General features: G+C 68.7%; 22 protein-coding genes, 1 pseudogene and 1 CRISPR repeat array. Of the genes and pseudogenes, 10 read left to right on the top strand and 13 right to left on the bottom strand.

Annotated features, from left to right (window positions below):
- Positions 1-195: 195 nt before the first annotated feature.
- Positions 196-1,527 (top strand): CynX/NimT family MFS transporter, encoded by a 1,332-nt coding sequence (locus A5728_RS01710; protein WP_082943150.1) that lies wholly within the window; start codon positions 196-198, stop codon positions 1,525-1,527.
- Between the two features lie 124 nt (positions 1,528-1,651).
- On the opposite strand, the gene A5728_RS14375 is transcribed toward A5728_RS01710, so the two are convergent.
- Complete coding sequence (locus A5728_RS14375) at positions 1,652-1,963, bottom strand: WGxxGxxG family protein (RefSeq protein ID WP_064845415.1); 312 nt, start codon at positions 1,961-1,963, stop codon at positions 1,652-1,654.
- A 548-nt stretch (positions 1,964-2,511) separates the two neighbouring features.
- Between A5728_RS14375 and A5728_RS15030 the strand changes: the two genes are divergently transcribed.
- Both A5728_RS15030 and A5728_RS13935 read left to right on the top strand, forming a co-directional pair.
- Positions 2,512-2,805 carry an NAD(P)-binding protein gene (locus A5728_RS15030; protein WP_082943151.1) on the top strand — a complete coding sequence of 98 codons (294 nt, stop codon included), beginning with the start codon at positions 2,512-2,514 and terminating at the stop codon, positions 2,803-2,805.
- The gene (locus tag A5728_RS13935; RefSeq protein WP_197493061.1) at positions 2,780-2,950 is read left to right on the top strand and encodes a hypothetical protein; all 171 of its coding nucleotides are present in this window, start codon (positions 2,780-2,782) and stop codon (positions 2,948-2,950) included. The genes A5728_RS15030 and A5728_RS13935 overlap by 26 nt, the downstream gene beginning before the upstream one ends.
- On the opposite strand, the gene A5728_RS01725 is transcribed toward A5728_RS13935, so the two are convergent.
- The 5 genes from A5728_RS01725 to A5728_RS01745 form a co-directional block, all read right to left on the bottom strand.
- The gene (locus A5728_RS01725) at positions 2,951-3,853 is read right to left on the bottom strand and encodes an FAD-dependent monooxygenase (protein ID WP_064845417.1); all 903 of its coding nucleotides are present in this window, start codon (positions 3,851-3,853) and stop codon (positions 2,951-2,953) included.
- Positions 3,850-5,580: a choline/carnitine O-acyltransferase gene (locus tag A5728_RS01730; RefSeq protein ID WP_064845418.1), complete on the bottom strand. Its 1,731-nt coding sequence runs from the start codon at positions 5,578-5,580 to the stop codon at positions 3,850-3,852. The genes A5728_RS01725 and A5728_RS01730 overlap by 4 nt, the downstream gene beginning before the upstream one ends.
- 102 nt (positions 5,581-5,682) lie before the next feature.
- Positions 5,683-6,885, bottom strand: coding sequence for a PLP-dependent aminotransferase family protein (locus tag A5728_RS01735; RefSeq protein WP_064845419.1), 1,203 nt, complete (start codon positions 6,883-6,885; stop codon positions 5,683-5,685).
- Between the two features lie 43 nt (positions 6,886-6,928).
- Positions 6,929-7,558, bottom strand: a complete 630-nt coding sequence (locus A5728_RS01740; RefSeq protein WP_064845420.1) for a TetR/AcrR family transcriptional regulator — start codon at positions 7,556-7,558, stop codon at positions 6,929-6,931.
- A 110-nt stretch (positions 7,559-7,668) separates the two neighbouring features.
- Positions 7,669-8,340, bottom strand: coding sequence for a DedA family protein (locus tag A5728_RS01745; protein ID WP_035965656.1), 672 nt, complete (start codon positions 8,338-8,340; stop codon positions 7,669-7,671).
- A 106-nt stretch (positions 8,341-8,446) separates the two neighbouring features.
- Between A5728_RS01745 and A5728_RS01750 the strand changes: the two genes are divergently transcribed.
- The 7 genes from A5728_RS01750 (at position 8,447) to A5728_RS01780 (ending at position 14,697) form a co-directional block, all read left to right on the top strand.
- Complete coding sequence (locus A5728_RS01750) at positions 8,447-8,893, top strand: pyrimidine dimer DNA glycosylase/endonuclease V (protein ID WP_035965658.1); 447 nt, start codon at positions 8,447-8,449, stop codon at positions 8,891-8,893.
- A 69-nt stretch (positions 8,894-8,962) separates the two neighbouring features.
- A complete protein-coding gene (locus tag A5728_RS01755; RefSeq protein WP_064845421.1) occupies positions 8,963-10,465 on the top strand; it encodes a DNA-3-methyladenine glycosylase 2 family protein in 1,503 nt (500 codons plus the stop codon).
- Positions 10,462-10,962: a methylated-DNA--[protein]-cysteine S-methyltransferase gene (locus A5728_RS01760; RefSeq protein WP_064845422.1), complete on the top strand. Its 501-nt coding sequence runs from the start codon at positions 10,462-10,464 to the stop codon at positions 10,960-10,962. Before A5728_RS01755 ends, A5728_RS01760 begins: the two co-directional genes overlap by 4 nt.
- Positions 10,963-10,974: 12 nt before the next feature.
- The gene (locus A5728_RS01765) at positions 10,975-11,769 is read left to right on the top strand and encodes a glycosyltransferase family A protein (RefSeq protein ID WP_231885447.1); all 795 of its coding nucleotides are present in this window, start codon (positions 10,975-10,977) and stop codon (positions 11,767-11,769) included.
- Positions 11,766-12,311: a hypothetical protein gene (locus tag A5728_RS01770; RefSeq protein ID WP_231885449.1), complete on the top strand. Its 546-nt coding sequence runs from the start codon at positions 11,766-11,768 to the stop codon at positions 12,309-12,311. The genes A5728_RS01765 and A5728_RS01770 overlap by 4 nt, the downstream gene beginning before the upstream one ends.
- 347 nt (positions 12,312-12,658) lie before the next feature.
- The gene (locus tag A5728_RS01775) at positions 12,659-13,276 is read left to right on the top strand and encodes a class I SAM-dependent methyltransferase (protein WP_082943153.1); all 618 of its coding nucleotides are present in this window, start codon (positions 12,659-12,661) and stop codon (positions 13,274-13,276) included.
- A gap of 11 nt (positions 13,277-13,287) precedes the next feature.
- A complete protein-coding gene (locus tag A5728_RS01780) occupies positions 13,288-14,697 on the top strand; it encodes an MFS transporter (RefSeq protein WP_064845507.1) in 1,410 nt (469 codons plus the stop codon).
- 411 nt (positions 14,698-15,108) lie between these two features.
- Positions 15,109-18,190: a CRISPR direct-repeat array (repeat unit 28 nt; unit sequence GGCTCATCCCCGCATGCGCGGGGAGCAC).
- A 59-nt stretch (positions 18,191-18,249) separates the two neighbouring features.
- Here the strand turns inward: A5728_RS01780 and cas2e are convergent.
- The 7 genes and pseudogenes from cas2e to casB all read right to left on the bottom strand — a co-directional run bounded on the left by cas2e (position 18,250) and on the right by casB (position 22,695).
- Positions 18,250-18,603: a type I-E CRISPR-associated endoribonuclease Cas2e gene (gene cas2e / locus A5728_RS01785; protein ID WP_064845423.1), complete on the bottom strand. Its 354-nt coding sequence runs from the start codon at positions 18,601-18,603 to the stop codon at positions 18,250-18,252.
- The gene (locus tag A5728_RS14635) at positions 18,600-18,914 is read right to left on the bottom strand and encodes a hypothetical protein (RefSeq protein ID WP_231885476.1); all 315 of its coding nucleotides are present in this window, start codon (positions 18,912-18,914) and stop codon (positions 18,600-18,602) included. Before A5728_RS14635 ends, cas2e begins: the two co-directional genes overlap by 4 nt.
- Before the next feature lie 40 nt (positions 18,915-18,954).
- A pseudogene (cas1e, locus tag A5728_RS14640) lies at positions 18,955-19,548 on the bottom strand (type I-E CRISPR-associated endonuclease Cas1e); the annotation flags it as partial.
- Positions 19,549-19,551: 3 nt separating this feature from the next.
- Positions 19,552-20,241 (bottom strand): type I-E CRISPR-associated protein Cas6/Cse3/CasE, encoded by a 690-nt coding sequence (cas6e, locus tag A5728_RS13945; protein WP_064845424.1) that lies wholly within the window; start codon positions 20,239-20,241, stop codon positions 19,552-19,554.
- The gene (cas5e, locus tag A5728_RS01800; protein WP_064845425.1) at positions 20,241-20,945 is read right to left on the bottom strand and encodes a type I-E CRISPR-associated protein Cas5/CasD; all 705 of its coding nucleotides are present in this window, start codon (positions 20,943-20,945) and stop codon (positions 20,241-20,243) included. Before cas5e ends, cas6e begins: the two co-directional genes overlap by 1 nt.
- Positions 20,942-22,081, bottom strand: coding sequence for a type I-E CRISPR-associated protein Cas7/Cse4/CasC (cas7e, locus tag A5728_RS01805; protein ID WP_064845426.1), 1,140 nt, complete (start codon positions 22,079-22,081; stop codon positions 20,942-20,944). Before cas7e ends, cas5e begins: the two co-directional genes overlap by 4 nt.
- Positions 22,082-22,101: 20 nt before the next feature.
- A complete protein-coding gene (gene casB / locus A5728_RS01810; RefSeq protein WP_064845427.1) occupies positions 22,102-22,695 on the bottom strand; it encodes a type I-E CRISPR-associated protein Cse2/CasB in 594 nt (197 codons plus the stop codon).
- Between the last annotated feature and the right edge of the window lies 1 nt (position 22,696).

The following is a 22,696-nucleotide window of genomic DNA, read 5'->3' on the forward strand; positions in this document are numbered from 1 at the left end:
GTGCGCCCCCCGCCCCGGCGCCCGCGCCGCCCCCCCCCCCGCCGCCCGCCCGCCCCGGCGCCCGCCCCGGCGCGGCCGCCGCCGCCGCCCCCCCCCCCCCCCCCGCCCCCCCCCCCCCCCCCCCCCCCCCCCCCCGGGGGGGCGCGCCCCCCCCCCCCCCCCCCCCCCCCCCCCCCGCCGCGCCATCTGATATTGATGCTGGGGACGCACATCGACCGAGGAGTCCCCACGAGCACGCATCACTTCATCCGAGCACGGCTGCCGTGGGTGGTGGCCGGGATCATCCTCGTGGCGCTGAGCTTGCGCGGGCCCATCATCGCGCCCACGCCCGTGATCACGAACATCCAGGCGGACATCGGCCTGTCTTCGGTCGCGGCGGGGCTGCTCACGGGACTCCCGGTGTTCCTCTTCGCCGTGGTCACCCCGGCGGCCTCCGCGGTCATCCGACGCGCGGGCCCCGAGGCCGCCGTCCTGCTCTGCCTCATCGGTGTCCTAGTGGGCACCATCATCCGTTCCCTCGGCTCCACGCCCCTGCTGTTGGTGGGCACCGTGGTCATCGGGGCGTCGATCACGATCGGCAACATCGTGATCCCGGTCATCATCCGCCGCGACGTCCCCTGGCGCCAGGTCTCCGTGGTCACCGCCGCCTACTCCGCGGCCCTCAACGTGGGGTCCATGATCACCGCGCTCGGCACCGCGCCGCTCGCCGCCGCCCTGGGGTGGCGCTGGGCCCTCACGGCCTGGGGCGTCCTGGCGCTCGCCGGCATCGGCTACTGGCTCCTGCTTTCACGACGCCGCTCCGGCAGCCCCGGCGACGACGCCGCCTCAGCCGCCCACACGCCGTCGTCCCCCGACGCCCCCGGCTGCGGCGCGGCCCCCAACCCCCACGCGCCGTCGGCCCCCGAAACTTCAGAGGCCCCCGCGGAGATGCTGCCGCCAGCGGAACCCGACACCGCTCACGCGACGGGGCGTGTGCGGCGCATCGGCTGGTTGCTCGCGCTGGCGTTCTGCGGGCAGGCCATGGCCTACTACTCGGTGACGGCGTGGCTACCCGCGTTGCTCGCGGACACGCGGGGGTTGAGCTTGGCGAGTTCCGGGGCCTCGGCGTCGCTGTTCCAAGTGGCCGCCGTCATCGGGGCGTTCGGCGTGCCCCTCCTGGCCGCACGGGCGCCCGCGTGGGTTCCGGTGGCACTGATCGGAGCGCTGTGGATCACCCTACCCATCGGCCTGATGCTCGCGCCGGGGTGGTTCATCGCGTGGTCGCTCATCGGCGGGGCGGCCCAGGGCGGCGGTTTCACGGCGATCTTCTCGATCGTCGCCCGCGTGGCCCGCTCCTCCGCCGAGGCGGCGCGGATGTCCGCGCGGGTGCAGGGTATCGGCTACCTCGCGGCCACGATCGGGCCACCCCTGGCCGGAGGTTTGAACACCGCGACCGGGGCGTGGACGGCGCCCCTGCTGTTGGTGCTCGCCGCGACCGTGGTGTTCACGGTGGGCGGGGTGTTGGCGGCGTTCAGGGCGCGGTCGTGAACACCACGACATGACAGCGCGCGTTCCACTGCAGTTGATGTTACGGATACAGGACTGGGGCCCACTCACGAATGAGTGGGCCCCAGCCATCAGGTTCTGGATCTAGAACCTACGGAACGAGGTCTCAGCGACCCGGGTGGGTGGTGCCGTCCACGTTGGTGGTCCCGGTGTCGCGCACGGTGCTGGTCCCGGTGTCGCGGCGACGATCCGTGGTGTGGTCGACGTGGCGATCGTTGTGGACGGTCTTGTTCTTCTTCAGCAAACCAGCCAGACCCAAGAGACCGACCAGACCCCACAGGCCGGCGTTGCCGTTGTCGTCGTTGGTCTGCTGGCTCGTGGCGGGAGCCGGGCTCTCCTCGGCGGCGATGGCGGGGGCCGACACACCGGTGAGGATTGCGAGGGACAGGGCAGCGGTAGCAGCGGTCTTACGCATCATTTTGCACTCCTGGCTGGGAAAGGAAGCACCATCATTTGACGGCTTAATAAGCACCCTACCTTAATTGTGTGTCTCCGACGACCGGCCGGTGAGGAATATATGCCGTGGCGGTCCGGGAATAACAGCATGGATATTCGATAAGGTGGCGCATTGATTTCGCACCCTTGGAAATACGCTCTTAACTGGCCTAACGAGCCCCCCATTATGACTTCGCCACCTCTCGCGGGCAACAGTGTGCTCTATTTATATTCGGGAATAATCGGAGGCGAGTCCGAGAGCTTGATTCTCCTGGCCGGGCCCGCCGGAACACCGGCGCGTACTGTATCACCCAGGTGAAGCGGCGATTTCCTTAAATTTTCCCGGATACACGCGGGCGAAGAGGATGAATCGGGAATACATATACGATTTCGTCCTCGCGCCCCCAGCACCGATGATCGAGGAACGCAGAGGGCATTCCCCTACCCCCCCTCCGTAACCTCACCCGTCCCGGACCAGCGCACCCCCTTCCCCGGGTAGTTTCAAGATCAGTTACCCCGGGAGGAGCTCACATGTCCCAGCGCATCGCCATCATCGGCGCGGGAATCGGCGGTCTGACCCTTGCCATCGATCTGCAGCGCAAGGGGTTGGACGTGCGGATCTACGAACAGACCGCTGTCCTGCGGGAGGTCGGCGCCGCCGTCCCCCCACCACGGCCAGGGTGCGAACCAGTCCATCGAGGACGCGATCGTCCTATCCGACCTACTCTCCAGCACGACCGACTGGGACCATGCGCGTGCCGAGCACGAGCGGCGTCGTCGTTTCCGTACCCGCAAGATCGTGGACGCGTCCGTCACCGTGGGTGAAATGCTCCACCTGCCCGACGGCGCTCGCGCCCGGGAACGCAACACTCGCCTGGCCTCGCCGGACGCCTTAGACCGGGACCTGGACTGGATCCATTCGTTCCGTGCCGATGAGCAGGTCCCGGAAGCCCCGGCCGTGGGCGGGTGATCAGGAAGGGCGTCGCGCCCAGCGCGGCGCCCGCTCCGGCCGCGGTCCTACGCCCACCGCCAACGCCGGGAGCGCGCTGAGCCACGGGACCCGCCGCACGACCTTCACGACCCACGACGGCAGCCGCAGGTCCCTGCCCCGGATCGCCGGCATGATCAGTGCCGCGTGCAGGATTCGCTGCATGCCCTGGATGACCACCGTGGGCACCATGCGGCGTCGCTGGATCCGCGCCAACCCACGCGCCTCCGCCCGCCCGGATGCACCGCCAGAACGCAGCAGCGGAGCCAGAATGCGGGCCGCAGCCACCGCGTCCTGCACCGCCAGATTGATCCCGACGCCGCCCACCGGCGACATCGCGTGTGCAGCGTCCCCGATGCACAGGACCCCCGGGGCGTGCCAGCGGCGCAGCCGGTCCAGGCGCACGTCGAGGTGCTTCACGTCCGCCGTGGACCCGATCCCGGTCACCCCGGCGGCCGCCTCCGGGAAGAGCTGCGCGGCGTCGGCCCGGAAGGCGTCGAGACCGCGGGCGCGCACGGCGTCGTCGGCACCCTTGGGGCCCAGCTGCGCGACCTGGATGTAGCCGTCGCGCGGGATGCCGATGGCCACTCGCCCCTTCTCCCACGTCACCCCGGTGACCTCGGGGTCCGGGAGGTCCACGTGGGTGACCCTGGAATGCGGAATGGCCTCGAAACGATCGACGAGACCGAGATCGTCGAGCAGGGCCAGAGTGGTGGGATGCACGGTGTCCCCGCGGAAGTCGCGGAGGAAGTCCGCGTGCTTCTCCAACACCGTGACCGCCACACCCGCACGCGCCAGTAGGAGACCCAGCACCAGGCCGGCCGGACCGCCGCCGACGATGGCGCACGTGGTGCGAACGGTGGGCGGCTCCGCGGGCGTCGTCACCCCGCCAGCCCCTTCACGAATCCCCAGAACGTTTCCGCGCTCACTGTCAGATTGTGCGCGAAGGCCTCCAGGTCCTCACTCGAGTCCCGGCGGTAGTTCAGGCAGAACTCGTAGCCGTCCGTATGGGTCGTGTACGTGACACCGAAGCCCTCGGGTGTGGTGGGCGCGAACGCGTAGCGCACGATCGGGTCCGGACCGCCGATGGACGTGGTGGACAGGAAGTCGTGGCGCATGGCCGCGATCCCCGGGGAGTCGAAGAACTCGGACAGCTCCCCCGTCTTCCGGGCCATCATGGCGAGTCCCAACAGGTGGCGATCCACACCGCGGGCGTTCTTGCAGGCCTTGACCCAGCCACGATGTGCGTCCAGGGCCTCCGTGAACAGCTCCTCGGTCGCCTCACCGGTGAGCAGGGCGCGGGCGAACTCGGTGGCCTGCGGGGTCACGGGGCGGAGGCACTCGGTGCGCCCCGCCTGGAACTCACGCATGTCCACCGCTTCATATACACCGCGCGCCGTCCCGTACGTCGCGAGCTGGGCGAGCAACATGATGAATTGCTGAGCGGCGTCGTCGCTGATCCTGAACGGGAGTTCGGCGCGGTGCAGCCGCGGCACGAACACCCGGTGCACGCCCAGCAGCGCGGCCTCCGTGCGGTATTGGGCGACCCGCGCCACGAGTTCGTCACGCAACTGCGGCTCGAGCTCCCACGTAATCGCGGCGGGTTGCGGGGCGTCCGGCAGCGCGGCCTCGTCCGGGATCGTCACGTCCTGCATGGCTCCCGCGACGGCCAGGATCGTAGCCCCGTCCACGGTGCTGTGTTCCACGTGCATGGCCAGCCACGGATCCTCGAGGCACACCTCGTACGTGATCGGTTTGTAGGCCCACGCTTGTCCCACCTCGAACGCGCAGCGCTCCAGGTGCTCCACGACCTCGGCCCGTGCCCCCACGACATTGACCAGGAACACCATGCGGCTGATCCGGTCGTAGATCTCCGCGTTGTCCTCGTTCGAAGTCAACTTCTCCAACAGGGGCGCGGCCGTCTCACTGCCCAGGTAGGACAGCGCCCCGAACGGCAGCTCGGTCTCCCGCGGTTCGTCCCGCTCCACGACCGCGCGCAGCCCCGCGGCCACCGTGCGCAGCGGCAGCGGTTGCCGGTCCTGGGTGCTGATCGTCAGCGCGTACAGCCGGCCGCGGTGGATCACGCCGATCTCCTCCGCTGCCTCGGCCGACCCCGACGACGCCGCTCGCTCCGGTCTGCGGATCTCATCCCGTTCCGCGCGAGGATGCCGCACTCCGCCCGTGAGACATTCCCACTGGGACATACTCACGTCGTTACCGCGGGGGTCCACCTCCTGCGGGGTCTCCCCGCGCACCTGCCGTAGATGCACCCACGCCGCCCGGTAGACGAGTTCGGCCGCCCGGCCCAGCCCCGGGGCGCCAAAGTCCCCCGTGATCTGGAATCCCACGTTGGTGGTCAGCGGCAGGGGTGTGCGCACGGTCAGATATCCGTCCAGCCACTCCCGGGACAACCAACTGCGCCCCTCGGCGTCCTCCGCACGGGCGAACTCCTCGAGTGCCGCTTGTAACCGCGGGCCCTCCCCGGTCCGGAACGCTTCCGCATCACGCCGGGTCCGCTCGAGCGCCGCGCCGTCCACGAGGGGGTCGACGGCGCTCAGCATCCGCTGCAGCGTCTCCTCCAGCGGGGGCACGGGAAGGGGTTTGACACCCATGAGGCATCCTTTCGGTCGCGGGAACAGGAGGGTCGGGTCAATGGGAGGGTCGGCGCGACGGCGCCCGTGCGGATCCGCCGCGGTGTTCCATGGGGTCGAGGTCTACAGCTCCCCGTAGCGGGCCAGCGCGCGGGCCAGCCGCTGCACGCCCTCGTGGATTACGTCCGGGGCATGGGTCACGAAGGACAACCGCATGGTGGACTCGTCCGGGTCGTGCGCATAGAAGGAGGCACCCGGGACGAAGGCCACGCCTTCCTCCACCGCGAACGGTAGCAATCGGGTGGTGTCGATCCCGTGCCCCAGTCGAACCCACAGAAACATGCCTCCGTCCGGGCGGGTGATGTGAGCGTCCCGCGGGAGGACGGCCTCGAGTTCCGCGTACATGGCCCGCGCCCGCTCGGCGTAGACGGGACGTACGCGCTCGAGGTGCGCCTCGACGTCGGCGGTTGCAAGGTACCGCGCCACGGCCAACTGGTCCGGCACGGGCGACTGCAGCCCGATCGCCTGCTTGGCCACAGTGAGCGTGAACTGGATGGGCCCCTCGGAGCGCATCCACCCGATCCGCACCCCCGGGGCGATGATCTTGGACACCGAGTTCAGCAGGATCGTCTGCGCGGACATCCCCGGAAGGGATGCGATGGGGGCCATGGGTTCGCCCGTGTAACACAGCTCGCCGTACGGGTCGTCCTCCACGAGCGCGGTGCCGGTGCGCAGTAGGACGTCCGCGACGGCGCGGCGTCGTTCCACGGGCATGCAGATCCCGGACGGGTTCTGGAAGGACGGGATCAGGTAGACGAAGGTGGGGTTGTGCTCGGCGATGAGCCGCTCGAGCTCCTCCGGCACCACGCCGTGCTCGTCCGTGGGGACGCCCACCATGTGCGCACCGTTGAGATCGAAGGCCTGCACAGCCGCCAGGTAGGTGGGCCGTTCCACGAGGATCACGTCCCCCGGGTTGACGAGCGCCTGGGCCACCACGAACAACCCCTCCTGGGAGCCCGTGGTCACCTGGACCTGGTCCGCAGTGGTGGGCAGGTGCCTGCTGACCCGACGCGCCGCTTGCTCGCGAAGTTCCAGCTCACCCTCGCTCGAGGCGTACTGCAGCGCGCGTGCGGGGTGGTTCGCGAATACCCACTCGTAGGCGGCCTTGATGTCATCGACCTCGAAGTACGCGGGATCCGGGACACCACCGGCGAACGAGATCACACCCTCCTTGGACACCACCTCCAACAGGTCGCGCACGGGGGAGGAATCCACCCCGCGCAGACGGTCGGCGATACGGAACGAGAAGGGTTCGAGGGTGCTCATGCGGCCAGTATCCCACCGGCCCCGGAACGGTGAGGGTCCGGGATCACTCACCCAGGGGCGTGCGCGCGCACCAGGCTCTCAGGAGGGCGAGCACGTGACGGTCGAACGCGGCGTCGGCGTCCGTGTCGGGGAGGACCGGACAGCTCATCTCGATGGCGATCCATCCATGGACGCCCACCCAGAGTGTGGCACCGATGACCTCCACGGGGAGGTCATGGAAGATCCCCTTGTCGATGGCCCCGCGGACCAGTCGGTACATGGGTTGCATGGCCGTGTTCGCGAATTCCGCGCAGCTGGATCCCCCGGTGGAACCGTCCCTGCGGGCGCCGATGCAGTCCCCCGCCTTGCCCAGGATCACGTTGTACAGCGCCGGGAACTCCAGGGCCCAGCGTCTGCAGGAGCGGGCGAGTGCGCGCATGTCCGCCACGGGTTCGCCGGTGCGCACGGCCATCTCGTGCGCGCTGAGGTAGCTCACGATCGCTTCCTCCCGCACGGCATCGATCAGGGCGTCCCTGCTGCCGAACATGGTGTAGATCGCGGTGGTGGAGCAGCCGTGCTTGGCGGCCAGTGGCCGGAGCGAAACGGACTCGACACCGCCGGCCAGGATCTGTTCGGCGGTGTTCTTAATCAGTGCTTTGCGAGTGATCTCGTCAAATTTTCGGGGTCGGGCCACACGTGCGATCGTACTGGTCAGAGCCTTGTTAGCGCATTAATTATCGAGAATTGCGGGCACTTAGGGGACAACTGTATACCAGTTCGCGACCCCTCGAGGTGCCCCGTGATTCATCCCTCGTGAGCCGAACGACGATTGCGCCGGATCCGCTTGACGACCCACCACACCAGGAACAGCAGGACCGCGATCACCACGATGCGTGAGAACACCCCGGCGTACTGTTCCGCGATGTGCCAGTTCTCCCCCAGGAAGTACCCGGCGAGCACGAAAATGGTGTTCCAGATCAGGGACCCGGCCGCGCTAAGCACCACGAACAGCCCGAACGACATCCGCTCGATCCCCGCGGGAACGGAGATCAGGGATCTGAAGATGGGGATCATCCTCCCGAAGAACACGGCGGCCTTGCCGTGGCGGTCGAACCACTCCTCGGTGCGATCCAGGTCATGCAGATCCACGAGTGGCATCTTGTCCACGATCACGCGCAGGCGGCGTCGTCCCAGTGCGGCGCCGATCCAGTACAGCGCGATCGCGCCCACGACCGACCCCAGCGTGGTCCAGAAGATGGCCCCGCCCAGGCTGAAATTGCCCTGGCTGGCCGTGAAACCGGCGAGCGGGAGGATCACCTCGGACGGCAGCGGCGGGAACAGGTTCTCCAGGGCCACGAGCAGTCCGGCGCCGGGAGCGCCGATGGCTTCCATGACGTCCACCACCCACCCCGCGATACCGGAGAGCTGAGCACTCTCGTCGGCTGATGTGGCGGCCAGGATGGCAGGCAGGGACATGAAGGTGTTCTCCGCACGTGGTCGTCAGGGGTGTGTCCGCCATGCTACGGGAGGAATCTTGGGGTCCGCTTGGAGCTATCGGGGCGGTGCGCGATTGAATGGGGCCATGCGTCTGTGGTCAGTTCACCCGTCCCTGCTGGACCGTCGTGCTCTGGTGGCGTGCTGGCGGGAGGGTCTGCTCGCCCAGAAGGTCCTGCTCGGTCAGACCAAGGGCTACACGCGCCACCCCCAGCTACAGCGCTTCCGCGCCACGAGCGATCCGGTCCTGTCCGTGGCCACGTACCTGCACGGCGTCGCCGACGAGGCCGACCGCCGCGGCTACAACTTCGACCGCACCCGCCTGGCCCGGGAGGCGAGCACACAGCCCATCACGCTCACCGTGACCACCGGTCAGCTGCGCTACGAGTTCGAGTTCCTGCTGCGCAAGGTCCTCGACCGCGACCCCGAGTGGGCGCGATCCGCACTGGACGGCATCGATCCCCATGCCGCTCCCCACCACCCGTTGTTCGTCCCGGTTCCCGGGCCGGTCGCCGAGTGGGAGCGCGTGAAGTAACCGGTTCGGGCCACCGCCGTGTCCGAAATCCGCTAGCGCCCGGCGCCCGGGCGTGGGACCGTGGGACGCATGCCCCCTCAAGACTCCTCGTTCGACGAGCGCTACCGGGCTGTCGAGTCCCGGGACGGGCGCTTCGACGGGCAGTTCGTGACCGCGGTGCGCACCACCGGGATCTACTGCCGCCCGAGCTGCCCCGCGCGCACGCCCCACCGCGAGAACGTGCGCTTCTACCGCACGAGCGCGGCCGCCCACGCCGCCGGGTACCGCGCCTGCAAACGCTGTGTCCCGGAAGCCGTGCCGGGGTCCCCGGAGTGGGATCTGCGCGGGGACGTGGTGGGGCGCGCCATGCGGCTCATCACCGAGGGGGTCGTGGACCGCGAGGGCGTGCTGGGACTCGCGCGGCGCGTGGGATATTCCACGCGCCACCTCACCCGCGTGCTGACGGAGGAACTCGGCGCCGGACCGCTCGCGCTCGCCCGCGCCCACCGGGCCCAGACGGCGCGCGCCCTACTGACGCAGACGGACCTGCCGGTCGCGGAGACCGCGTTCGCGGCGGGATTCTCGAGCATCCGACAGTGCAACGAGGTGATCCGCGAGGTGTACGACATGACCCCGCAGCAATTGCGGGCGCGCAGCATGAGCACCGGACCCTCGGGACACGGCGCGGCGAGTGAGCCGGGCGAGGTGGACCTCGCGTTGAGCTATCGCGAGCCCCTGGACGTGCGCGGGCTGTTCGTGTGGTTCGCGGTCCATGCGGTGGACGGCGTGGAGGTCGGGACCCCCACCTCCTACACCCGCGCGCTGAGCCTGCCCGGCGGCCCGGCCTGGCTGCGCGTGTACGAGCGCGCGGGGCGGTTGCGGTTGCGCACGCGGGTCACGGATCTCGCGGACCTGCCCGTGCTGATCGCCCGGGTGCGTCGGCTCTTCGACCTGGACGCCGATCCGGAGGCAGTGGCCGCCGCGCTGTCCCGCGTCCCGGTGTTGCGCCCGCTGGTCGAGGCCGCCCCGGGGCTGCGGGTCGCCGGTTCCGCGGACCCGCACGAGACGTTGATCCGCACGCTCATCGGTCAGCAGATCTCCCTGGCCGCGGCCCGCACCGTGTTGGGTGCCCGCGCGCGGGACATGGGAGAACCCGCGCCCTCCTTCGCCACCGGCATCCGGTACATGTTCCCGACCGCAGCGGCCATCGCCGAGCACGGCGTCCAGTTCCTGGGCGGGCCGGCCGCGCGGGTCCAGGCGGTCCTGGGTGCTGCCCGCGCGCTCGCCTCGGGTGATTTGCAGTTGTCCCCCGGCGACGACGCCACTCAGCAACGCGCCGCGCTCCTCACCCTCCCCGGGGTGGGGCCATGGACCGCGGACCACGTGCGCATGCGGGTCACCGGGGACCCGGACGTGTTCCTGATCGACGACGGGGCCATGCGCGCCGGTGCCCGACGGCTCGGGCTCCCGGACACCAAACCCGCACTCGTGGACTGGGCAGGGGCCGCTGCCCCATGGCGCAGTTACGCCACCACCCATCTGTGGGGCCCGCTGACCCCTCCCGCTTCCTTCTCGGAAAGTGTGCAGTCATGACATATGTCGTTGAGAGCATTGACACCCCTGATGGTTCCTTCACGGCAGTGGCCCGGGAGGACGGAACCGTCGTGGCCTCCGGATGGACACGCTCGACCGAGCAGCTACTCGCGCGGATCCGCCCGGCCTTCCGTCCGGAGGAAGCGCAATCCGGCGACGTGCCCGCACTGGAGGCGGTCCGCGCGTTCTACGACGGCAACCTCGACTCCGTCATGACCGTGCCCGTGGACCTGCACGGCACCGAGGGCCAGCAGGCCGGGTGGGCCGCGCTGCGCCGCATCCGCCCCGGGTCCCCCCTGACCTACACCGAGTTCGCGCGGGAGCTCGGCAATCCCCGGGCCGTTCGGGCGGCGGCGTCGGTGTGCGCCCGCAATCCCGTGGCGCTGTTCGTCCCGTGCCACCGGGTGCTGCGTTCGGACGGTTCCATGGGTGGGTTCGCGTGGGGCGAGGCGATCAAGCGTGATCTGCTGCGGCGGGAGGCACGCTCCGCGGCATGACAGACTGGACGGGTGGAACGGGAGAACACCGAGCAACGCATGACTTGCAGCGTGGTCATCCCCGTTCGTAACGACTCTTCCTACCTGGAGCGCTGCCTCCGGGACCTGCGTGAGCAGACCCGCACCCCGGACGAGATCGTCGTGGTGGACAACGGTTCCACCGATGATCTTTCGACAGTCCTGGACCGCCACCCCGAAGTACACCGGGTGTGGGAACCCGTCCCCGGAGTGGCCGTCTCCGCGGCCGCGGGCTACGACGCCGCCCGCGGGGACCTCATCCTGCGCTGTGACGCGGACAGCCTCCCCTCCCCCGGCTGGGTCGAGCGACACACCGCGGTGCTGTCACGGGCCCTGCGGGATCCGCAGGGGAAGGCCACCGTGGCGGTGTCCGGGATCGCGCGGTTCGGGCCGCGGTACGAGTTGGCCGGACGCATCCTGGGTGCGGCATACATCACGGCCTACCGCCTGGGGGCCGGCACGGCGCTGGGCCACTGGGCCTTATGGGGGTCCAACATGGCCTTCACCCGGGCGTGGTGGCAGCATGTCCGGGAAGAGGTGCACCGGGATCCACGGGTGCACGACGATTTCGACCTCAGCTTCCGCGTCCGTCGCGATCAGCGCGTGATCATGGACCCGGGCAATGTCGCGATCGTGTCCTGGCGGGCCTTGGTCTCCCCCGCTCGGATCCGCCGGCAGCTGCGCATGGCCATGGCCACCGTGTTCCTCAACTGGCGCAGTGAACGACCGTGGGTGCGTATCCGGCGACGCGTTCTCTCCGGCCCCCTGGGGCGTGGGGGCAGCCGATGACGTCCGAGCAGACGCACAGCGTGGGCGGCGTGGTCGCATCGGCCATGTGCTTCACGGCGATCATCGGGGCGGGTTACTACGCATTGGACGGGCGCCGGGTGGACATGGCCGTCCTACTGCTCGCGGGACTCGGACAGGTGATCGCGTTTCTGTGGTTCCGCACCCAGTACGCGCGGGCCGTGTGCTCGCTCATCATGCTCACCGCCGCCATGAGCGCGGCCGAACAGCTCTACAGCAGGATCTGGTGGTGGGACATCCTCATCCACTTCGTGACGCTGTACGCCCTGGTGTGGATGGCATGGAATCGCGTTCTGACCCACCACCCCCGGGTGCGGGGCCGGGTGCGCGATCGTCCCGCGATGCGGTTCACGTGGTGCGCGGTGGCCGGCTTCGTGATCGCCGTGGTGTGGGAGGTCATGGAACTGTTGGGGTTCCTGTTCGCGACACCGGACATCCACATCCCACCCCTGGACACGCTGGGGGACATCGTCATGGGGGTGCTGGGGGCTGCCTGCGTGGGCTTCCACAGGGAACCGCACTGAGCGTCGTCGTCCCCGGCGGGCCGCGAACGGTCGCGTGCGGTGAGTCCCGACCCCCCAAGTGCCGGGACTCATCGCACGCTTGCGGCGTCGGCGAACAGTATGGAGCCCCGCTGGGGAGCGGGACGTTCGATCCGGACGCGCGGTCACCGGCCGTGTGCTGGACCAAGGCGGGGGCCGGGGTGCAGTGCTCGGGCGACCGGTCTCAATCATAGTTGTTCACATTTTAGTTGTCCACAATTAGATGGAGACACCAGTTGCCCTTCGCGGTCGCGGCGCGGTACCGGGCCGGTCACGCCCAGCGCGGACGACGTGGCGCGGTACCGGGCCGCGGTGGAATTCTGGGACGCATGACCCACGAACACGCTCCCCACCGCACGCCCGAGACCGCTGCCGGCTGGGACGAGCGCTACGGCGCTACGCGCATCTGGAGCGGGGAGCCCAACGGCGCCCTGATGGCGCTCACGTCGGACCTCGCTCCCGGCACGGCGCTGGACGTGGGTTGTGGTGAGGGCGCCGACGCCGTGTGGCTGGCCCGACGTGGCTGGACGGTGACGGGGCTGGACGTCTCACGCGTCGCCGTCGACCGCGCTCGGGCCGCGGCAGAAGCCGCGGGGGTCGAGATCACGTGGCTCGTTGAAGGGTTCGGCGAGCGCCCCCTCGGCCCGTTCGACCTGGTGTCCGCCCAATACCCCGCGGTGCCTAAGCGGGGCGACGACGCAGCGGTGCGCGCGTTCGCGGACGCCGTGACACCGGGCGGGCGGCTGGTGTTCGTGCATCACGAGCTGGATGAGACACCTCACGGTTTCGACCCCGCCGACTACGTGATGCCCGAGGACGTGGTGACGTATCTGACCGGGCAGGGATGGCAGATCGAGACGAACGAGATCCGCGAGCGACACCTGGAACGCGGTGCCGGGTCCGGCCACTCGTGGGACCGGATGGTCGTGGCGCGGCGGGGCGCGTGAATACCTCCGGCGTGAATCGCGCCTCGGTGGGGCTGCGCTCGCAGCGTGGTCCCGTCCTGCTGGCCGTAATGCTCTCCACGGCTCTGGTGGCCCTGGACGCCACGATCCTGGCGACCGCGGTGCCGAGCATCGTGGGTTCCCTGGGTAACTTCGCCCAGTTCCCGTGGCTGTTCTCGAGCGACATGTTGGCGCAGGCGGTGAGTGTGCCGATCTTCTCCAAGCTCTCGGACATGTACGGGCGCAAACCCGTGATCCTCACCGGCGTGGGGTTGTTCCTGGTCTCCTCCGTGCTCGCGGGATGCGCGTGGAGCATGCCGTCGCTCATCGTCTTCCGGGTGATCCAGGGATTGGGTGCGGGAGCCGTGGCGCCCATGGGCATGACGATCGTGGGGGACATCTACACCGTGGCCGAGCGCGCCGCCGTGCAGGGGTACGTGGCCGGGGTGTGGGCGGTCTCTTCGGTCGTGGGGCCCACATTGGGTGGGCTGCTGTCCCAGTTCTTGAGTTGGCGGTGGGTCTTCTTCGTCAACATCCCGGTGGCCCTCGTGGCGGGGTGGCTGTTGCTGCGCAGCTATCACGAGAAGATCGAGCGCGAGGAGCACCGGGTGGACTTCACCGGTGCCGCGGTGCTCGCGATCGCCCTGTCCGCCCTCATCCTCGGCGCGCTGGAGAGCGGCAACGCGTGGGAGTGGCTTTCGGTGCCCACCCTGGTGTGCGGCGTCGTCGGCGTCATGGGGCTGGCGATCTTCGTGGCCGTCGAGCGTCGCGCGAGCGAACCGATCATCGACCTCGCGCTGGTACGACGCCGCGTGGTCGCAAGCACCACCCTGGTCTCCCTGGGGATCGGCGCGCTGCTGGTGGGGATGACGAGCTACGTTCCCACCTATTTGGAGCGCACGGCCGGGGCCACACCGATCGCGGCGGGAGCGGCCGTGGCCGCCGTGAGCATCGGCTGGCCCGTGGCTGCATCCACGGCGGGGCGGATCTACATGCGGTGGGGCTTCCGGCGCACCATGTTTCTGGGCGGTGCGATCGCGACCGTGGGAGCGGCCCTGACCGCCGCGCTGTCGCCGTGGCCGAGCGTGATCGGTATGGCTGTGTGCGCGTTTATCATCGGGCTGGGGCTCGGTTACACCGCGGCTCCGTCGCTGATCATGGCCCAGTCCTCGGTGGAGTGGAACCAGCGCGGGTCGGTGACGGGTCTCAACATGTTTGCTCGCTCCGCCGGCTCAGCCGTGGGGGTGGCGATCTACGGCGCCATCGCCACCAACCTCATCCGTGCCGGTGGCGGTGAGGGCGATCCCGCCACCGTGATCCGCGCCTCCGGATGGGTCTTCGTGGCGGCGGCGGGTACCGCCGTACTCATGGCCGCCGCGACACTCGCCGTCCCGCGGGACGAGCCGGGGTCGGTGGGGCGGTAGTTGTGTCTGGCGAGATGGTGCGATGATTAGCGCCGGGGTCTCCGGGATAGTTTGTGTGCCCGGGGTGGGTACGACGTCGCCGCTGGGGTTCGTGCGGTGTCGGCGCCTCGAGGTCCGGGGGCGCTTCGGCGCCCGGGGTGGGTCCCAGGTCGGACGTGGCGGCCCACGCCGAGATCGAGGTGCTGTGAGAGCCCGCCCAACAGGGTTGGGAGAAGCGCCGCGACTGCGCGGGCTACGTAACGGCCCGCCCCTGTGCCTGGGTACTCGCTACTACGAGGACGGAGAGCGGTACATGACGCAGGCGTTCCTCTACGACGAGTTCGCGAAGGAGCCCACTGCGCCCACACTCCTTATGACCCAGGGTCTGGCTGTCCCCTTCCGGGTGCGGGCCGGAAGTAGTTAGGGGATTTGCATATCCCCCCGCATGCGCGGGGAGCACTGGCGATCGCCTCCGGCGTGTACGTCACCCCGGGGCTCATCCCCGCATGCGCGGGGAGCACATGAAGGGGGTTGCGTTTAATCCCCGGGAACCGGGCTCATCCCCGCATGCGCGGGGAGCACACCATCTGGTTCTCGATCGCTTGGTGAATCGCGGGCTCATCCCCGCATGCGCGGGGAGCACTTCGTCCGGACCGTGGTGGACCCCTGGTGGGCCGACTCATCCCCGCATGCGCGGGGAGCACATCAGGACGGCGGCCACGGCCACCACCAAAATCGGCTCATCCCCGCATGCGCGGGGAGCACCAGGGTACCGTGTCGGGCGCCGGCCTTCGCTACGGCTCATCCCCGCATGCGCGGGGAGCACACGGACATTGTCCAGGACTTCGACCACGCACCGGGCTCATCCCCGCATGCGCGGGGAGCACACCTACATGGCCGTCGCGGTGTCCCTCATCTACGGCTCATCCCCGCATGCGCGGGGAGCACCAGGGTACCGTGTCGGGCGCCGGCCTTCGCTACGGCTCATCCCCGCATGCGCGGGGAGCACACGGACATTGTCCAGGACTTCGACCACGCACCGGGCTCATCCCCGCATGCGCGGGGAGCACGACCAGGACACGGAGGACAGGTTCTCCACGTGGGGCTCATCCCCGCATGCGCGGGGAGCACCAGTCCCCCGATGGGACGCAGTGGTTCGGGGCGGGCTCATCCCCGCATGCGCGGGGAGCACCATCCGCCGTGAGCTGGTGGAGTCCGCGGACTACGGCTCATCCCCGCATGCGCGGGGAGCACGCGGTCCAGGCGTTGCACCTCTCGCTCGGACACGGCTCATCCCCGCATGCGCGGGGAGCACGGGGCAGAGCATGAGCACCCCGAACGCGGGGGGGCTCATCCCCGCATGCGCGGGGAGCACCCACCACGTCATCCCCACGGTCCATACGACCTGGGCTCATCCCCGCATGCGCGGGGAGCACGCCGCCTGATAAGCCCACGCCGCCTCAATCGGGGGCTCATCCCCGCATGCGCGGGGAGCACTGAGCGTCTTGGTATTTGGTCTGAGCTTGGTGGGGCTCATCCCCGCATGCGCGGGGAGCACGGCGCAGGTCGCGGCGGGGAACTTCCAGCCGGGGGCTCATCCCCGCATGCGCGGGGAGCACATAAGGTCACCCTGCTGCACCCAGTCCCCAGCGGGCTCATCCCCGCATGCGCGGGGAGCACTCAGTCATTGGTGGTTCCTTCCAGTTCGTCCTTGGCTCATCCCCGCATGCGCGGGGAGCACTTAGATCAGTCCTCGGCGTCACCCTTCGACCGCGGCTCATCCCCGCATGCGCGGGGAGCACTCCCCACCTGGAATGGTGGTGAGGACAAGGCCCGGCTCATCCCCGCATGCGCGGGGAGCACTGCAGGGGTAGTGCTTTGGGGTTACGCCGCGAGGGCTCATCCCCGCATGCGCGGGGAGCACAGCACGGTAACCCTGTCCCTGGGTGGGAGATGCGGCTCATCCCCGCATGCGCGGGGAGCACTTCTGTGACCCGCGGTCCACCAACCAGGCCGGCGGCTCATCCCCGCATGCGCGGGGAGCACGGAGGATCCATGGGCACCGGCGGCAAGGCCGCGGGCTCATCCCCGCATGCGCGGGGAGCACACTGAGTTCTACTCGTCGCCGGGGGAGTACCTGGGCTCATCCCCGCATGCGCGGGGAGCACTGTTGCTTCGGAGTTTTTCGAGGCGGCCACGGGGGGCTCATCCCCGCATGCGCGGGGAGCACACGCTCACGTTCCGTCTCGGACTTCTGAGCCTCGGCTCATCCCCGCATGCGCGGGGAGCACGGACCCCACACGGTCGCACCAGCCGAGTCACGGGGCTCATCCCCGCATGCGCGGGGAGCACGAGCTCGTGGACACTGCGAAGGGGTCTATCGAGGGCTCATCCCCGCATGCGCGGGGAGCACGCCGGCATGTCACAGGACGACCTGCAGGGGGCGGGCTCATCCCCGCATGCGCGGGGAGCACGAGCACGGGGATGAACGCCCTGTCACGGATACGGGCTCATCCCCGCATGCGCGGGGAGCACCCGACGAACCCCGCACCCTGAACCCTGTTCCGCGGCTCATCCCCGCATGCGCGGGGAGCACCCAGCCTGGGACGGGCTCAACAGGGACCCCCGCGGCTCATCCCCGCATGCGCGGGGAGCACTCGGGGGTGAGGTTCACGTGTTCGGTGTACTCGGGCTCATCCCCGCATGCGCGGGGAGCACCATTTCCCCTACCTACACTGCGTATGCGTGAACGGCTCATCCCCGCATGCGCGGGGAGCACCCTTGCGGGGTCCTCATCTTGTACCGGTGCGACGGCTCATCCCCGCATGCGCGGGGAGCACCATTCAGGACGCGATCACCCGGGCGATCACCGAGGCTCATCCCCGCATGCGCGGGGAGCACGCTGCGCCAGGTAGCCCAGGCACGCGTCCAGGGTGGCTCATCCCCGCATGCGCGGGGAGCACGGTAACCCCGGCCTTCACCGTGAGGGTCTGCGCGGCTCATCCCCGCATGCGCGGGGAGCACCGCCAGGCCGGAGACCACGAGCAGGTCCCCGGCGTGGCTCATCCCCGCATGCGCGGGGAGCACTCACCCTTGGGTCCGCGGGGCAGGGGTACAGGGGGCTCATCCCCGCATGCGCGGGGAGCACTCGGAGCAGCTGACCGCTAAACCGAAGTACACGGGCTCATCCCCGCATGCGCGGGGAGCACATGTTGGTTTTTAGGACCGGGGGGATTTCCCAGGGCTCATCCCCGCATGCGCGGGGAGCACGGTTGCGGAAGATCGCGGAGGCCGGCAAGAAGGGGCTCATCCCCGCATGCGCGGGGAGCACGTGACCCCAGCCTTGACAGTCAGCGTCTGCGCCGGCTCATCCCCGCATGCGCGGGGAGCACGATAGTCCAGAACGGGTCCACACTGTTGAGCCGGGCTCATCCCCGCATGCGCGGGGAGCACGACCCGGCATCCCACCCGGTCACCCTCCCGGTCGGCTCATCCCCGCATGCGCGGGGAGCACACTTCCTCACCTGGGTTTATATCGACACTCTACGATCATTTGCATCGATTTCGGCGCTTTCACCGCCGACGTCCCAGATGCCGTTGCGCACCGGCCTTACTCCACCCTCGTTTCAGCTCCGGAGACTGGGTTTTCTGTGCACGGGAACGCCGCTTCATCAGGGTCAGGCCGTCGAGGTCCACGGGGTCCCAGTGGTGGTCCTTGACCTCGAACTTCAAGCCCTGTTCTCCCTTGGAGCTCCAGATGAGGATCGCCCGCCCTGAGCCCGAGGTCTCGAGCACCCTGTCCCACAGGTGTTTACGTATTCGGGAACTGACTTTTCCCACGAACACGCCTGCCGAAACCTCGTACAACCACTTGGTCAGATCGCCTCGGAGCCCCACGGGACAGGCAGAGAGCGCCAGAACCATCATGTTTGGCCCCTGTCATGGTTCTGTCCCGAGGCGAGCGTCGAATCCGATCGTCCCGACCAGATGGACATGGCGTCCTCGTAGAGAATGGGGGTCACGGATTGCAGTTCCTGAGGTGTGAGGAAGAGTTCACGCAATACGTCCACACACCGGTCCATCACGCCTCCGCTCATCAATCTGTCGCGGAGGATGCGACGGACATCGTTGACGGGGTCCGTGGATCCCGAGGCCACGACCTCGAAGGCAGCGGGAATGCTTGTCGAAGCCTTGAAAAGATCTGCGACGTCGTAGACGAAACTTTGATCGTGACCCACGTGTACGAAACCCGAGACCCGGGCTCATCCCGAGAGCGTGGATCACTGCGGTGACCACCCCATACAGGCATGTGTTGGCACTGGACAGCGACTGATTGACCGGATCCGAGTCCGTCAGATCTCCCGGCTTGTAGTCCCTCTTCACCCAGTCGACCCCGGTCCTGCGCGACTCATCACGGTAGATCTGACGGACCCGAGCCCCCTCCCGCCCTCGTAATTGCTGCATGGTCAGGTTCGAGACGTCCTCGTCCGGGAACCGCAACTCGTACATCCGACGGGCTACGGATAGCCGGTCCCGCTGGTTGGCGAAAGCCCTGGCCTGCGCCTCCAGCAGCCGGCTCGATCTGGCCAGGGGACGCCCTGCGGCATAGCACCGGACGCCGCCTTCCCCGACCCACACGACCGTTGCCGCACATGCACCCACAAGAGTCATCGCCGCGTGGGTGATTCGCGTACCGGGCCCCAGCAGGAGGGCACCGATCATGGCCGCGGGGATGTGGAGGGTCCCACTGTCGTCAGTGGCGGTGATGGCATTGCTGTCCCGGTGGACCACACACCGCTCCAGATAGACGAAGGACAAACGGTCCTCGGCGCGCACGAGTTCGGCGGACTCCGGGGGAGCTGAACCCACCATGGGTCACCTGCCCCTCGCGAGCGTCATCAGACCACACCCGTAGGCCTTTCCCCGTCCCATGCCCGCCGTCAGCGAGGCCCGCAGTAGTGCCGTATCGGTCACCTCCAGCCGCCCCACGACGGTCACTTGACGCTGTGTCACGGTGTGATACTGCGAGTCGCCGTGTTTGCCGAACTGCCGGTCTCCTCGACCGATCACCCGCAGTGCCGGGAGCGATTTCTCGGTATTCCCGTCCGGGGAGGCAACAGCGTGATCACGGGGCTTGAAGCCCCACTGCTCCGACCGCTGGGTGAACCACGCCAGCTGCTGTTCTTCGGTCACGTGAGGCAGGATCCTTCCCCTACCGCCGTGGACGAACTGCCTCTTGACGGGGTTAACCGTGACGCGGAAGTCGAATTGCTGGCCCTTGGTGATGGCCGTCAGGAACCTGTCGTACTCCGCGGTCTCAGCGGGAGCCGACCGCCACCCCGCGTTCTCCGTCAGATGTTCCGTTTCCGGAACGGACGGTGAGACGATGTACAGCCTGACCTCGTGCCGGTCTGCATCCACCCGCCACAGATTCCTGCCGGTCGTCTGCGAACGCGCACTCGGGGGAAAGCACGCTTCGACGGCTCCATGCATGGCCCGCGGGTTGGCGAGGAGCTTCTTGGTTTCACGCCGCTGCGGATTGAGCTCGATCCTGGTGAAGAACATCAGCCCTCCTTGACCGTGTGAAAGAAGAGGTCTTCCGCCTCCGACCCGAGCGGGTTCTCGACGACGACGGGTTCCGGACGAACGACCGACCGGGCGTCGTAGAGACGATGTCGGGGGTCGAAACTCAACGGAACGTCCTGGGTCGTCTCTCCCACCTCCCCCGGCCTCGCGTCCCGAGCGAGGGGTAGGTGCACCGTCTTCGTGGCCTTCTCGCGGTACCAGTCCGACGCCAGCCACGGGGCGACGACGACGTCGCGCAGGAGGGCCTCGACGTCGTCGCCCGCTTCGACGCCTCCCAGAAGGTCCACCGGGGCGGGGCAGGCGCGGCGACCGAGGTAGAGCGGAAATCGCGGTGAGTCGATGGCCTCGGCCAGTCCCTCGATAAGTGCATCGGGTCCGGAGATCGCCGCGGTGTAGGCCGCGTCCACCAGGTAATGACGGGAGGACAATGCCGAGTTCTTGGAACCGGGGCGCCGGGCTGTGTGATAGTCCACGAGCAACCTGCCCGGCTGGTCCGTGCGGACTCCGAACTCGAGATCCACAAGATCCGTCAGTTCGGCGTCTCGCCCGCGTCCCTGCGCCGCGGCCAGGAGACCGAGGACACCGGACTTGCTGGGTTCGGTGCCCGCCTCGCGGGTCCTGTACCGCGATGAGGTCCCCCAGGACTGCTGTGCCCCCTTCAACCGCAGGATCAGCACGCTCATCGACGGTCCTCCGGGGTACCCGCCGCGGATGCCGTCACCACGTCACGGACGGCCGCCAGGAGTTCGGGCTGGCTCCTGACCTCACCCAGTCCCTCGACCTGTGCCCTGAGCGCGGGAACGGCCATGACCCATTCCTCCCGAGGGACCATTCCGTAGGTCTCCTGGACTCCACTGGCCTCCCGGGCGAGGGCGGCAGCCGCTTCCGCCCTCCGGTCGTGGCCCTCATCCACCTCCACGGGCTTCTCGAAGGCGGTCACGTAACTCACGGGGCGCCGATCACGGACGGCCACCGCCACGAGCTCGGGCAGGGAGTGCGCGGCGAACGTGTTCTGTTTTCCGGAGGGCAGGGACTCGATGAACGTGGCGGCGAACGCCTCGGCCGCCTGGGCCGCGGCCTCCACGCTCCCCAGATTCATCACAAGTTGGTCCACGTTCAACGTGGCGTACCTGTACACGGTGGAGGACATCATCTCCACCGTCCCGATCATGCCGGCCCCGGTCTGCTCGTCCTGACGGTTGAGGTCGTCGATCGCGGTGTAGTAATCGAAATCCGGGACGGCGGCGTGCACACCCAGTGCGTGGGCAACCTGCACGGCCGCGTCCACGTTCAACGCGGCGTCGTCAGCCACCATGCGTCCGAACAGCGCGACGTCCACGGCGTGCTCAGTGTCGAGCAGCTCTTGGGCCTCTTTCTTGGTGCCGAGCCCCGCCTCGCCCTTCTCCACGAGCACCTCGGCCAGGCGATCGACCTGGTGGTGTCCCAGGAAGATCAGGTACCCCGCCATGGGGGCCTTGGGGTCTTCGTCCTTCTTGACCTTCGGTGTCGAGATCTTGAGCCCGGCCTTCGTGAACGCTTTCTCCGCGCGGTTCAGGGCAGTGGCCTCGTCCAGGGACTCGTCCAGCTCGCACATGCGCCGGGCGACCAGTTCGACGACGCGCTTGGTGCGCACGCCCAGCCGGGACCGGTCCAAGTAGTTCACGAATCCTTTGCGCTGCGCGGCCTTCAACGCCTGGGACGAGATCCGCTGACGCTGGACCCCGCCGAAGAAGGCCGTCTTGGGGGCCCCGTCCTCGCCACGGTTGATGTTGTTGGGCGCCAGGGTGTGAAGGGCGTGGAAGTCGATGAAGGTGGTCATGGGTTTTCCTTTCCTGAAGATCACGCTGAGGTGTGGTCGGCGGTGCGGGTGGTGAAGGCGCGGTAGAAGTCCCTGCCCCAGACACGTATCACCCTGTCCTTGTGAGCAGCACTCTGGAGCCGGAAGAGATCGAGGGCGAGCCGCCCGTGGTCCGTGGGGATGCCGTCCGTGGACAGCAGGCCGACCAGTGTGCGGAGGTAGTTCCTGCGCCCGGTGAAATGACTCGCCGTCAAGAGGGCGTCATAGCGTGACTTCGCGGACGGGCGCTCCCTCATCAGCCGGCCCATCGACGTCCCGAAACTCGTCCCGGGGGCGTGCATGGGCGACTGGTTCCCCTGTTGGTGGACCCCGTAAAGGGTGAGCGCCACGTGTGCGGCCCATTCACCCCGGGTGGGTTGGTCCCGGGTCCCGAGGAACTGCTCGGGCAGGACGTCCAGGACGATCTGCCACACCTCGGGGGTGTCCCCGGGCTGTTCGTCGACGGCCTGGCGGAGCCTGGCGAGCGTGCCTCGCGCCGCGGGGTCGCTGCCCGAGAGGAAACGACGTTGCAACTGGGAGACGTAGGCCCCGACCGATGAGTCCAGGCCGATGGTCTCGGGGGGTGATGTGGGCATG

This window comes from Kocuria sp. ICS0012 (genome assembly GCF_001665945.1).
Taxonomy (GTDB): Bacteria; Actinomycetota; Actinomycetes; order Actinomycetales; family Micrococcaceae; genus Kocuria; species Kocuria marina.

Excerpts from the sequence above, each read along its gene's own strand:
- cas5e (WP_064845425.1), bottom strand. The coding sequence starts at position 20,945 with ATGAGCGTGCTGATCCTGCGGTTGAAGGGGGCACAGCAGTCCTGGGGG.
- A5728_RS01775 (WP_082943153.1), top strand. The coding sequence starts at position 12,659 with ATGACCCACGAACACGCTCCCCACCGCACGCCCGAGACCGCTGCCGGC.
- cas7e (WP_064845426.1), bottom strand. The coding sequence starts at position 22,081 with ATGACCACCTTCATCGACTTCCACGCCCTTCACACCCTGGCGCCCAAC.
- A5728_RS01770 (WP_231885449.1), top strand. The coding sequence starts at position 11,766 with ATGACGTCCGAGCAGACGCACAGCGTGGGCGGCGTGGTCGCATCGGCC.
- A5728_RS01730 (WP_064845418.1), bottom strand. The coding sequence starts at position 5,580 with ATGGGTGTCAAACCCCTTCCCGTGCCCCCGCTGGAGGAGACGCTGCAG.
- A5728_RS01745 (WP_035965656.1), bottom strand. The coding sequence starts at position 8,340 with ATGTCCCTGCCTGCCATCCTGGCCGCCACATCAGCCGACGAGAGTGCT.
- cas6e (WP_064845424.1), bottom strand. The coding sequence starts at position 20,241 with ATGTTCTTCACCAGGATCGAGCTCAATCCGCAGCGGCGTGAAACCAAG.
- A5728_RS14375 (WP_064845415.1), bottom strand. The coding sequence starts at position 1,963 with ATGATGCGTAAGACCGCTGCTACCGCTGCCCTGTCCCTCGCAATCCTC.
- casB (WP_064845427.1), bottom strand. The coding sequence starts at position 22,695 with ATGCCCACATCACCCCCCGAGACCATCGGCCTGGACTCATCGGTCGGG.
- A5728_RS01755 (WP_064845421.1), top strand. The coding sequence starts at position 8,963 with ATGCCCCCTCAAGACTCCTCGTTCGACGAGCGCTACCGGGCTGTCGAG.
- A5728_RS01735 (WP_064845419.1), bottom strand. The coding sequence starts at position 6,885 with ATGAGCACCCTCGAACCCTTCTCGTTCCGTATCGCCGACCGTCTGCGC.
- A5728_RS15030 (WP_082943151.1), top strand. The coding sequence starts at position 2,512 with ATGTCCCAGCGCATCGCCATCATCGGCGCGGGAATCGGCGGTCTGACC.
- A5728_RS01750 (WP_035965658.1), top strand. The coding sequence starts at position 8,447 with ATGCGTCTGTGGTCAGTTCACCCGTCCCTGCTGGACCGTCGTGCTCTG.
- cas2e (WP_064845423.1), bottom strand. The coding sequence starts at position 18,603 with ATGATGGTTCTGGCGCTCTCTGCCTGTCCCGTGGGGCTCCGAGGCGAT.
- A5728_RS01710 (WP_082943150.1), top strand. The coding sequence starts at position 196 with ATGCTGGGGACGCACATCGACCGAGGAGTCCCCACGAGCACGCATCAC.
- A5728_RS01760 (WP_064845422.1), top strand. The coding sequence starts at position 10,462 with ATGACATATGTCGTTGAGAGCATTGACACCCCTGATGGTTCCTTCACG.